Annotated in this window: 9 protein-coding genes; 4 read left to right on the forward strand and 5 right to left on the reverse strand. The window is 37.7% G+C overall.

The window, feature by feature from the left end; translation table 11 throughout:
• Positions 1–136: 136 nt before the first annotated feature.
• The 5 genes from glgA to FLAVO9AF_RS15715 form a co-directional block, all read right to left on the reverse strand.
• Positions 137–1,363: a glycogen synthase gene (gene glgA / locus FLAVO9AF_RS05795; protein ID WP_159685630.1), complete on the reverse strand. Its 1,227-nt coding sequence runs from the start codon at positions 1,361–1,363 to the stop codon at positions 137–139.
• 649 nt (positions 1,364–2,012) lie between these two features.
• Positions 2,013–5,231, reverse strand: a complete 3,219-nt coding sequence (locus FLAVO9AF_RS05800; protein WP_159685632.1) for a glycosyl hydrolase — start codon at positions 5,229–5,231, stop codon at positions 2,013–2,015.
• A 129-nt stretch (positions 5,232–5,360) separates the two neighbouring features.
• Entirely contained in the window at positions 5,361–6,779 is a 1,419-nt protein-coding gene (locus tag FLAVO9AF_RS05805) for an adenosine deaminase (RefSeq protein WP_159685635.1), read from the reverse strand.
• Positions 6,780–7,317: 538 nt separating this feature from the next.
• The gene (locus tag FLAVO9AF_RS15710) at positions 7,318–7,665 is read right to left on the reverse strand and encodes a TSUP family transporter (protein ID WP_255478090.1); all 348 of its coding nucleotides are present in this window, start codon (positions 7,663–7,665) and stop codon (positions 7,318–7,320) included.
• Positions 7,650–8,090 carry a TSUP family transporter gene (locus FLAVO9AF_RS15715; RefSeq protein WP_255478091.1) on the reverse strand — a complete coding sequence of 147 codons (441 nt, stop codon included), beginning with the start codon at positions 8,088–8,090 and terminating at the stop codon, positions 7,650–7,652. The genes FLAVO9AF_RS15710 and FLAVO9AF_RS15715 overlap by 16 nt, the downstream gene beginning before the upstream one ends.
• Positions 8,091–8,567: 477 nt before the next feature.
• Between FLAVO9AF_RS15715 and yaaA the strand changes: the two genes are divergently transcribed.
• The 4 genes from yaaA (at position 8,568) to FLAVO9AF_RS05830 (ending at position 11,841) form a co-directional block, all read left to right on the forward strand.
• Positions 8,568–9,326: a peroxide stress protein YaaA gene (gene yaaA / locus FLAVO9AF_RS05815; RefSeq protein ID WP_159685638.1), complete on the forward strand. Its 759-nt coding sequence runs from the start codon at positions 8,568–8,570 to the stop codon at positions 9,324–9,326.
• A 588-nt stretch (positions 9,327–9,914) separates the two neighbouring features.
• Entirely contained in the window at positions 9,915–10,133 is a 219-nt protein-coding gene (locus FLAVO9AF_RS05820; protein WP_159685640.1) for a hypothetical protein, read from the forward strand.
• Between the two features lie 130 nt (positions 10,134–10,263).
• Positions 10,264–11,289: a helix-turn-helix domain-containing protein gene (locus FLAVO9AF_RS05825; protein ID WP_159685643.1), complete on the forward strand. Its 1,026-nt coding sequence runs from the start codon at positions 10,264–10,266 to the stop codon at positions 11,287–11,289.
• 60 nt (positions 11,290–11,349) lie between these two features.
• On the forward strand, positions 11,350–11,841 hold the full coding sequence (locus tag FLAVO9AF_RS05830; RefSeq protein ID WP_159685645.1) for a hypothetical protein: 492 nt from the start codon (positions 11,350–11,352) through the stop codon (positions 11,839–11,841).
• Positions 11,842–11,933: the final 92 nt, after the last annotated feature.

Raw genomic sequence — 11,933 nt, forward strand, 5'->3', positions numbered from 1 at the left:
TTAACTCCTGTGATTGCCCGCGTGAGGGATAGCAGCTGGCTACCAAAGTAGCGCGTATAGCCCGACCGCAGGAACGCAAAGGGGCGAATAACACCTTTGCTATTCGCCCCTTTGTGGTACTGGGGTCACGCCCCAATTATGCTTTTTCTTTTTCGAAACGGTCAATGACTTCTTGGTAATAGGCCAAGGTGGTTTTGGCGATAGAAGCCCAACTGAATTGGTTGAGTACGCGTTCGCGACCGGCTTTTCCCATTTGGTTGGCCAAGGCTTCGTTGTCGAGCAAGAGATTGACTTTGGTGGCAAAATCTTGTTGGAAGGCTTGGGGATTGGCGGGGTTAAAATCGGTTCGGGAAACGGGGGCAAGGGGCACCAAAAATCCGGTTTGTCCTTCGACGATGATTTCGGGTATGCCTCCTACGGCGCTTCCTACTACGGGTGTTTCGCAGGACATCGCCTCGAGATTGATGATGCCAAAGGGTTCGTATAGCGAGGGGCAGGCGAAAACGCGGGCGTGGCTGTAAAGCACTTTTACTTTTTCTCTTGGGAGCATTTCGGAGATGAGGATGACGCCTTCGCGGGTGGCTTTTAGCTCGGCGATGAGTTGTTCGGTTTCGGCGGCGATTTCGGGGGTATCGGGGGCGCCTGCACACAATACGATTTGGCAATTGGCATTGAAATGTTGTGCCGCAGCGATGAGTTGCGAAATGCCTTTTTGGCGCGTGATGCGACCCACAAATAGCACAAACGGAATGTTGGGGTCGATGCCTAATTCGGTCAACAAGGCATCATCAAAAGTGGGTTGGTAAAAATCAGGGTCTATGCCGTTGTGAATCACCGTAACTTTTTCGGGCGCTACGTCATAGGCTTCGATGACATCGGTTTTCATTTGTTCGCTTACGGCAATCACTCCATCGGCAGAGGCATAGGCGTGTTGCTCTAACCAACGCGACAGGAAATAACCGTTGCCGAGTTGCTCGACCTTCCAAGGACGGTGGGTTTCGAGACTGTGGGTGGTCAAAATGAGCGGTACTTGTAGCAGTTCGCGTGTAAATACACCTGCTAAATGGGTGTACCAAGTGTGGCAGTGCACAATGTCGGCCTCGGGCGTGGCTTGTGCCATCTCGACATTTTTACTCAGGTTATGAAACATTTTGATGTGCTCATTGCTTGGGTCTTCCATTTTGGTCAAGCTGGAGGTGATGCCTTGCACGTGCATATTTTGGGTGGTTTCGGATTGTGCCCCAAAACAACGGACTTCTACTTGGGCGAGTTTGGCCAGTTCTTGGCTTAAAAAATCGATATGTACTCCCGCACCACCATAAATGTGCGGAGGAAATTCATTACTGTAAAGGGCTATTTTCATACGAAGATTTTTAGAGAAGTAAAAAAGCTTTGTTTTTTGTCTTTATAAAACTATAAAATTTAAGTGAGAAAGTAGCCGTGAATTTGATGATAATTTGAAACGGAATCGACTTAATTTGTAGTATTTATGAATTTTTGTACCAATAATTATTTTTGCGGCAATTTGATGGCTGAGTGCAGGCTAAAACTATAGTACTTAAATCAGCCCTATAATTTGATTGGAAGAATTTTGATAAAAAAAAATTAACCACATAGGTCCATAGATTAATAGCAAACAAGTAAAGAATATATAGAAATAGTACTATTTTACACATAGAATGTCTATATGAATAGTAAGACGTCTATTTCTTTCTATTTAAAATCTAGAAATTCTATGCTTCTATGTGGTAAAAAATAATTTCACCCAACGAGTATTAAAGTAAATCAACATAGAATAAATAGAAATAGCACTATTTTTCACATAGCTCATCTATATGAAGAGTAAAACGTCTATTTCTTTCTATTTAAAATCTACAAATTCTATGCTTCTATGTGGTAAAAAATAATTTTGCTTGGCGGTTTTTTTGTAAAAAAAATAAATAAGAAAGGGCTTTTTTTGGGAAAAAAAAAGCCGCTTCTTTTCAGAAACGGCTTGGATTTTAGTTTGTTCTTTATTTTTTATCCTCAATCACTATGGCAGGAATCTGCTTTTGTTGGATAAAGGCATTGAATTCGGGTACTTTGACCGTGGCAATTTCATTGACTTTTGCTACGGCTATATCAATTTTTTTAGCCAAATCATCGTATACTTCATAAGCGCCTTTGGTTGGTTTGGTGTCTCCTGAAGAAACATTTGAACCCAATCCCGCCATTTTATCGTTTAGCATAATAGGGTAGGCCAGAACGTCTTGTGGGGCTTTGGCTTTAGGCTGCATCAAAGTAGCTTCGAGTTCCTCTAAAGATTTGATGGTAGGCTCGGTCATTTTTTTCATCTCTTTGACCATAACCGAATCTTTCACTGCTCCAACATATCCATTGATTTGTCCTTTAATCTTGCGGATTTTGTTGATGGCCAAGTGCGCTTCGTTTACTTTTTTGTTTACTTTTTGGTGGAATTCGAATTGTTCTTTCAAGTCGGCATCGGTTCCTTCGGCTCTTGGGTCTTTTTTGATGTCAAAGGTTTGCTCCCCGATGATTTTTTTGTCTTCGATAAAACGAACTTTGTACGTGCCCGGAAGTACTTTGGCACCCACTCCAGAACCAGCCCACATTACATTAGTGCCTTCCACTTCGGTAGCATTTGGATAACGCATATTCCAAACAAATACGTTCATTCCGGCTTTGTTAGGCACATAACCTGCTTTTTCTTTCTCAGTGTCTTGGTGGAATTCTTTGGCTACTTTTTGTGGTTCGCCTTTGGTATTTTTAACCGAAGAATACTTGATGATGCTTTCGTTTTTGTCGTTCAAGAATTCGAGTTCCAATTCTTTGGTGGCTTTTGTTTTTTGATAGAAACGTACGATTACACCATTAGGAGCATTGGTTCCAGATGATTGGGTATTGCTTTGACGACCTTGTGTTCTGTAGGCGGTTCTTGGTTGGAAAAGGTGTTTTTCGTTAGTTACCTTTTTGTCCATTATTTCGTGTAAAGGCGTAATGTCATCCAAAATCCAGAAAGCACGTCCGTGTGTCGCCACAACCAAATCTTTATCGCGTTTGTGAATTTGCAAATCACGAATAGGTGTAAGAGGTAAATTCAAGTTCAGTTTTTCCCAAGTGTCCCCATCGTTGAAGGAAACATAAATACCTCTTTCGGTTCCAGCATACAAAAGGCCAGGTTTGTTAGGGTCTTCGCGTAGCACTCTACAATATTCATCAGCAGGAATTCCAGCGGTGATTTTCTTCCAAGTTTTTCCGTAATCTGTGGTTTTGAAAAGGTAAGGAGCACGGTCGCCATACATGTATTTATTGGCAGCTACATAAGCTTTTCCTTTGGTATGTTCCGAAGTGTGAATTATGCTTATCAAAGAGAATTCGGGTAACATTGAAGTCGGAATGTTGACTTTGTCCCAGCTTGCTCCATTGTTCTTAGAAACATGAATATAACCATCGTCAGAGCCTGTCCAAAGCACCCCTTGTTCCGTTGGCGCTTCTGAAAAAGTAAAAATAGTAGCATAGACTTCGGCTCCCGTTTGGTCTTTGGTGATTGGGCCTCCAGTGTCTCCAGTGGTTTTTGGGTCATTTCGGGTTAAGTCTGGGCTTATGGCAGTAAAGGAATGGCCTCCGTCTTCTGTAACCAACACATATTGCGAGGTCACATACATTCTTTTGGGATTATGCGGAGAAAAAACGATAGGGTAAGTCCATTGAAAACGGTGTTTTTTGGCTTTTGCTGGTGAACCAATGTTGGATTCAGGATAAGGAGAAATATCTTGTCCTTGTTTGGTTCTCGAATTGTATTTACTCAACTGTCCATCATATTCACCGCCATAGGTAAGGTCAGAATTGGTAGGGTCGGCTTGAATGTATCCAGCTTCACCACCGGCAACAGGAAACCAATCTTCTCTGTCAATACTGGAACCATTGGTTCTAGAAGGAATTCTAATAGAGGAATTGTCTTGTTGTGCACCATAAATGTTATACGGAAAATCATTGTCTAAGGATACGTGGTAAAATTGACTCGTTGGAATGTCAATATCCGAAAAATTGGCACCACCGTTAAAGGTGATTTCAGCCCCTCCATCATCTCCAATAATGAAGTTCTCTGGGTTTTTCGGATTAATCCACACATCATGTGTATCGCCATGTTGTACAGGTATCTTTTTGAAGTTTTTTCCACCGTCAGAGGATTTCCAAGCGTCTACATTCAACACTATCAAACCGTCTTCATTTTTTGGTTCGGCTTGTAAATTCATATAGTACCAAGGGCGTTGCCATAAGTTTTTGTCTTCGTTGATGAGTGACCAATGTTCACCGGCATCATCAGAACGGTACAGTCCACCTTTGTCGTTTTCTACTAAAGCATACAAACGGTTGGAGTTTACAGGTGAAACGGCGATTCCAATTTTACCCAAAAGCCCTACTGGCATTCCGGGTTTGGTACTTAAGTTGTTCCAAGTGTCACCACCATCGGTAGATTTGAAAAGACCAGATTCTGTTCCTCCAGAAGACATAGAATGTCCATTTCTGTAGGCTTCCCAAAGTGTCGCATAAATCACTCTTGGATTATTTGTATCGATACGCACGACCATTCCGCCGGTTTTGTCATTTTTAGACAATACCAGTTTCCAGTTTTTTCCACCATCGGTACTGCGATAAATACCGCGCTCTGGATTGGAATGAAACGGATTACCCATTGCGGCTACAAAAACAATATCGGGATTGCTAGGATGCACTTCGATGTTTCCGATAGCATCGGCTTTGTCGAGTCCAATTTTGCTCCAGTTTTTACCGGCATTTACAGATTTGTACATACCGTCTCCAAAGGAGATATTAGAGCGCATATCAGCTTCTCCCATCCCAACATACACCACATTTGGGTCTGAAGGTGCGACTGTAATTGCTCCCACAGAGGAAGAAGTAAAAGTGCTATCAGAAACGGCTAGCCATTCGTTGCCACCATCGGTGGTTTTCCAAACACCACCACCAGTAGCTCCAAAGTAATACGTTAAAGGTTGGTCTGCGTGACCTGCTACTGCCAATGAGCGACCTGCTCTAAACGGACCAATGTTACGCCATTTTAATCCATTGAAGTAAGCAGTGTTACCAGAAGAAACCGCTGTTTTGTCCTTTTTCTTGGCGGTATTTTGTGCTTCTATTGAAAGCGAGGGAAGTAAACAAAAGCTTAAGAGCAGTGCACTTAAGCGAAAGATTGTTTTTTGGTTTTCCATAAATTTATTTGATTTTAGAAAGTAATAGTCTCTAAAATTAAATAAATTCTTTCTTTTATTGTATTTTCTTTATGGATTTTTGAAATAGCACAGTTGCGATTTCATTATAACTCCTAAATTGTCTAGAGTTTATTGTTGCCTAAATTGTGCTTCGAATTTTTTAAATCGGTAATCCAAATCGTCTAGTAATTGTTCTTTTACTTTAGACGCTTCGATAAAACTAAAACGGATGCTGTTGTACACATATTCCTTGATGTCTTTGTAGCTTACTTGTGGGTATCTTTTGGCCAAAAGCACATATTGTTCGGTGAGATTGGTTCTTAAAATACCAGCATCGTCCGTACTAATTACGATGGGAACACCAAATTCTTTGTACAAACTAAACGGATGACGATTCTCTTTCACTTTCAGGATAAACTCGTTACTAGTCAAATTGATTTCGATAGCGATTTTGTTTTTCGCCATATAGCGTAGTAACTCGTAGTTGTTTTTTTCGTAGGCCAAATCTACCCCGTGTCCAATTCTGTTCGCGCCTGCAGTGTAGACAGCAGAGTTGATGTGCCAAGTCAATTCTTCGGGTTGCACCAATCCAAGGGTCAATTCGCCCGCGTGCATACTGTATTTTACTTTTGGGAATTTGCTGTGACAGTATTTATATAGCAACATATGCAATTCATAATCTTTCATTGCAGTAGCGCCATCTTCTGGGGAAACGATATTCACGCCATCGATTAGTGGACTGTTATCAGCTGAAATAAAAGCAATTACTAAATTCTTAAACAAATCTACCGGCTCCATAAAGCGCAACACAAAATTTTGATAACGCATAGTAAATTGAGTGTCATCAATCTTGAGGTCGTTATGCATTTTGACAACAAAATTGGTGTTGAAATTAGCAGCGTATTTTGCGGCCTCTCTTTTGTTGAAAGTAGCAAACAATTGGTCCAGTGCTTTGAAAACAGCTTTTTCGTCTTTTTTGGCGACCAAGCTTCGGAGTTCTTCGTTATAAGGAGCCAAATCCTCGGTATTCATATCACACGGAATCGTTGATAATTGGGTTTCGATATAACTCACTTGTTCTTTGATAGCTCTATTTTTAAGTTCCAAAAGGCCTTGTTCAAAAGTTCCTCCAATGGTCGCTTGGAATTTTCCGAAGGATTCAAAAAACTGTTTATCAGAAGGGTAACTTATGCCGTTGAAGTCTTTGATAGACCATTTTTCGATGATTTTTTGTTGATATAAGGGTAATGCTCCATTTTTCTGAATCATTTCAAAAGATTCCCAAATTCCATCGGTGCCTCGTTGGGGTTGTACTTCTAAAGTCTCTAAATTGAGGTAAAAATTATTTTTGATGGCGTAGGCTATTAGCGGTTCAGCATAAACAGAGCCAGAATAGTGGTGGTGCAAATCGCCTCCTTTGGGCATTTGAGAAAAGAAAGCCGTAAGTTGGGCTTCGTTATTTCGGATGTTATCAAAATAAGTTTCAGCGTTTTGAGCCGTTCCAAATGCAGTACTTAAAAGAAGTAAAAAGAGCGAAAATTTATTCATACTTTTTAGATTTAGTCGATTTGGGGTGCAAAAGTAGTTAAAAAAGCTCAGTTTTCAGCCGTATTCGTTAAAATACCAAGGATTTACTTTTGAAAAGGGAAATACGAAGTACACGAATTAGCAGAAAGTACAGCTGTTTTAGGGATGTTTTTTTGAAATAGAAAATCAGTAATAATCTGTTTTATCCGTTGGATTTTTGGTTTAATTAAAAAGTAAAAAGTCAGTTTTATTCGAATTCAATATTTTTTACCAATCGCTTGAATAAAATTGAAAAAATAACCACATAGAATCATAGATAAAAGCAAATTTGAAAAGGAATGAAATAGAAATAGCACTATTTCACACATAGTAGACTATGTGAAAAGTAAAACGTCTAATTTTTCTTTTATGACACTTTAAAATTCTATGTTTCTATGTGGTTTAAAAAAAAAAAACATCTCTATTTAAGTCATTTTAGTACTGCTTAAAAATCCGTTCTAATCCGTTTCATCCGTTTCATCCGTGGCTAAAATAAGGGTAGACAAAGCCTTTTTTCAAACTACAAAATTCCCAAGCCCAACAGTACAGCAAACACCATAAGTAGCAGCGCTACGAGCAATTGAATGCTTTTTAAGGTCACTTTTTCTAACAGTCTATTGCCAATAAAAGCCCCCAAAAAAGCCGAAAGCGTGGCACAAATCACCAAGGGATAAGCAATATTTTCGGAATTTCGCGACCAGTTTTGTACATAGACACCCATTCTCGAAAGGTCAATCAAACAAGCAATAACGACGCCTGTTCCGATGTAAGATTCTTTTGTTAGTCCTGCTCTAATCAAGAAGGCAGCACGCAAAGCGCCTTGCATACCCGATAATCCTCCAAAAAAGCCACTCAATACTCCGCCCAAGGCAAGTATTTTTTATCAAAAGTAAGTTGCGACCAACTTGGAATAATTTCAAACATAGCAAAAAATAGCAAAATAAGACCAATACAGAGTTTAATAGGCAAAAGCGTAAAGGTATGGCTCCCGAGCGTGTAACTGCCAATTGGCTGAATAGTATTTAAAAAAGAGAGCAGATACGCCCCCACAAAGGCAAAAAGAATAGCCGGAATTCCAAAAGCCAGCAAGGCTTGTTTGTTGGCTTTTTGTCCCAACAAGAAAAGTTTAAAAATATTATTCAAAAAATGCACGATAGCGGTTAATAAGATGGCCATTTCGATAGGGAAAAACAAACCAAAAACAGGCACTAGCAAGGTTCCCAAACCAAAACCCGAGAACAAAGTCAATCCCGAACCCAAAAACGCCACCAAACAAATCAAAAAATAATCCATAGCTTTTATATTGAAAGCCTCAAAAATACAGATTCTACCATTTCGATGATTAAAAATCCGTTTTAATCTGTTTCATCCGTCGCATCCGTGGCTAGTCAACGTTAACTATGTGAATAGTAAAAACGTCTATTTCATTCTTTTAAAACTTTGCATTCTATGGTTCTATGTGGTATTAAAAAAATTTCTCCTAATGAAACAATTTATGAAAAGTACTTCTATTAAAATCCGTTTTAATCTGTTGCATCCGTCGCATCCGTGGCTAGTCAACATTAACTATGTGAACAGTAAAATGTCTGATTCGATTCCTTTCCATTCAATGATAATTTTTGTTTATGTTAAGTTTTGAATGCATTTTTATAATGACTAGATTTCAATCCTGTGGATTAGCAAATGTTATGCAGTTATTAAACAAATCAATGCTAGGCTTCGGAAATCTAAAATTCAAATTGTATTTTTGAAAACAAAGAAAAGTCATATATGAAAATTGTTATATCGCCAGCAAAGTCCTTAAATTTCGAGAAAGAATTACCCGTTGAAACTTTTACACAGCCTGCTTTTTTAAAGCAATCCAAAATCGTGCACGCCGAATTGCAACTCAAAACGCCCAAAGAACTAGCTAGCCTGATGTCGATTTCGGATAAATTGGCCGACTTGAATTGGCAACGCAACAAAGACTGGAAAACCCCATTCAAACCCACCAATGCCCGTCCTGCGGTGTACGCTTTCGACGGCGATGTTTACACTGGTTTAGACGCCTACACGCTCTCCGAAGACCAATTACCCTTGTTACAAGACCGCTTGCGCATCCTTTCGGGTTTGTACGGATTGCTTAAACCCTTAGATTTGATTCAGCCGTACCGCTTAGAAATGGGAACCAAAATGCCCGTAGGCGAGAGCCAAAACTTATACCAATTCTGGAAAACCACCTTAACCCAAGCGTTGAACAAAGAACTCAAAAAAGACGAACTGTTTGTCAATTTGGCGAGCAACGAATATTTTTCTGCCGTAGATGCCAAGGCGCTCAAAGTGCCCGTAATCACGCCCGAGTTCAAAGATTACAAAGATGGAAAACTAAAAATGATTAGTTTTTTTGCCAAAAAAGCCCGCGGAATGATGGTGCGCTACATCCTCGACACCCAAGCAGAAACCATCGATGATTTGAAAGGCTTCAATTACGAGGGCTATGCCTTTGATGCTAATTTAACTAAAGGCAACCAACTCGTTTTTACCCGATAAAAGCATCGCTAAACTCAGCTTGGCGGCAGTTACTTCTATGGCCTTATTTACCTTATAGGGTTTTTGAAATCACGATGAACTTCAATCAAAAACTTTAGATTACTTATAGGTTTAAGTAGTCTTCGTTTCAAAATCTGTTTCAAAATAATTGGGGCGTGACCCCATCCACCCAAAGGGGCGAATAGCAAACGTGTTATTCGCCCCTTTGTCTGGCTGCGGTCGGGCTATCCATACTACTTCGGTAGTTTATTCCTATCCCTCACGCGGCAATCACGGGAGTTTAAGGTGCCAAAAGCGTAAATAATATTTCAGAAAATTTTTATGTTTTTAGTAAGGAAAAGAATATATTTGGGATAATAAAGACGCTAATTTATAAATGATTACTTTAAAATATGAGGTATAATAGGTTAAAGTGTAGCGTGTATAAAAAAGTTACCGGTTATTATTTCAATGAAACTTAAAACAAACTGGTCGACCTAAAATATTTTATTATATTACATTTACTTTATTTAATATTTTTGATTTATAAATAACATATAACTAATGTTAAATGCCCAAAATGAACACTAAAAATAAAAAATTAAAATAATGAACAAACTATTAAAGAAAATTACAGCATATTCATTAATCATAATAGTTGGATTTGCTGCCGTCACAACACTATTGGACTGTTTCAATTTGAAGAAAGAAGATGGTTTTTGGATTTACTTTGGATCTGGAAATGCCTCTGCTTCAAACACACCAATTTTCTTTGGTTTAATATTAATTGGTGCTTGTTATTTATTGGTAAATAGCGATAAAGAATAGAACACTCCTAACACTTGCTAAATATTATGGCTCGTTTTTCGATAAGTTACTCGTTTATTTTCCATTTGCGCTACAAGCTCAAGCAAGGAAACATTATTTGCTATTTTTAAATAATTAAAACTCATTAAGCATGATTCATTTTTCACAAATATATTTTGCGAAAAACTTAGACGATTTAGTAATCACTGATATTAAAGGATATTTTGATACTGCGAAAGAGGAGTCTGATAAAATTGAATTTAAATCCTTCCACCCCTATTTTGGAAGTTTAAATAAGAACTTAGAAGGTGTAATCCGTGGGATTTGTGCATTCTTGAATTCAGAAGGAGGTATATTAATATGGGGTGCACCACTAGGTATTAAAAATGAAAATCAAACTTTATTTCAGGGAGCATTGTCATTGGTTGACCAATTATTGGATAAAGATTCGTTAATTAGCAAAGTTTCAGATTCTATTTCTCCACTTCCAATTGGTGTCAATGTGAAAATTATTGAGGAAAGTGGCAATTATTTGTATGTTTTTGAAATCCAAAAGAGTATATATTCCCCACATCAATATAAAAATACATATTGGGCAAGGCTTGATGGTCAAACTAAACCTGCTCCACATTATTTGATTGAAGCTCTATTTAAAAAAATTTCGTTTCCTAATATTGAAGCTTTTATAAATTTAGATCGTTTTGGAAATTATCCAGATGGACGTAATTTCTTAGATATATCAATCCTCCTATTCAATTTTTCCGAACTGCAAAATGAGTACGATATCACATATAGAGTAATTAGTTCTGCAATATTTGAAGGAGCAACTTCAGCAAATCCTCTTACTAGACAGAATTACGATTTAGCAGGGCATCAGTTCAAAAGTGACTCAATCAAAATTTTACATTTTGGAGCGCCAGAAATAACTTATCAAAAGATACTTTTTAATATTGGTGATTTAAATAAAGGTGAAATTGATTTGGTATTATTTTTTGGAGGACGACAGTCGCCTCTTAAATTTTCAGAATATAAACTTAATTTCAATGTTCATGGCAATGTTGCTGAAAATCCTGCAGTTCTAATTGCTACAAAAAAAGAAAATATTTTCTCTTCAGATAAACAAAAAAATCTTAGCATGACTAGAGAAAATTTATTGGATAAATTATTGAAAAGGTGAAAATTTAATTGCAATTAAACTTTATTAGTAACCCTCTTACTTTAAAAAAACAATTTTAAAATGAGTCACTTTACAAAAAAACATGAATTACTAGGAATTCTTTACGATGATTCTATGGAAGAAGGAGTTAGAATAAATAGAATGCGTCCAACTGAAATTGCTCAGAGAATGAAAATTACTGTTTTAACTGCTTCTATTCTCATTATATTTCTCAAATCACGAAATCATCTTAGAACATCACTCATTGATGTTGATAATAATGGAATAGAATACAACACACTATATGAAATTACTCCTGATGGTATGATCGCCCACTCTTTTGGTTATTATCGAAGTGAATGGATAAACTATATAAAAGAAAACATTAAAGACGTATTTACAGTTCTTACTCCAATACTTTCATTAGTTGTTGCAATAGTTGCAATTGTGTTTTCGAATAATGATGAGTTAGAAAAAAAAGTAGACACTATTTATGAAAAAATTCAAAAAATAGAGAGTATTAATGTTGCTAAAAAAAATGATAATGTCAAATACCAGAATATTAAAAAGTAAAATATAGCTAATATTTGGCAGTACAGTAAAACTATTAAACAATTCAAGCATTTAACTGACAAGTAAGTTGATTTTGTATTTGGTTCCCGAAG

The sequence above is a fragment of the Flavobacterium sp. 9R genome (genome assembly GCF_902506345.1).
Taxonomy (GTDB): Bacteria; Bacteroidota; Bacteroidia; order Flavobacteriales; family Flavobacteriaceae; genus Flavobacterium.

Bases quoted from the DNA above. Each gene is read 5' to 3' on its own strand.
- FLAVO9AF_RS05830 (WP_159685645.1), top strand. From the start codon at position 11,350: ATGAGTCACTTTACAAAAAAACATGAATTACTAGGAATTCTTTACGAT.
- FLAVO9AF_RS05800 (WP_159685632.1), bottom strand. From the start codon at position 5,231: ATGGAAAACCAAAAAACAATCTTTCGCTTAAGTGCACTGCTCTTAAGC.
- yaaA (WP_159685638.1), top strand. From the start codon at position 8,568: ATGAAAATTGTTATATCGCCAGCAAAGTCCTTAAATTTCGAGAAAGAA.
- FLAVO9AF_RS05820 (WP_159685640.1), top strand. From the start codon at position 9,915: ATGAACAAACTATTAAAGAAAATTACAGCATATTCATTAATCATAATA.
- FLAVO9AF_RS05805 (WP_159685635.1), bottom strand. From the start codon at position 6,779: ATGAATAAATTTTCGCTCTTTTTACTTCTTTTAAGTACTGCATTTGGA.
- FLAVO9AF_RS15715 (WP_255478091.1), bottom strand. From the start codon at position 8,090: ATGGATTATTTTTTGATTTGTTTGGTGGCGTTTTTGGGTTCGGGATTG.
- FLAVO9AF_RS05825 (WP_159685643.1), top strand. From the start codon at position 10,264: ATGATTCATTTTTCACAAATATATTTTGCGAAAAACTTAGACGATTTA.
- glgA (WP_159685630.1), bottom strand. From the start codon at position 1,363: ATGAAAATAGCCCTTTACAGTAATGAATTTCCTCCGCACATTTATGGT.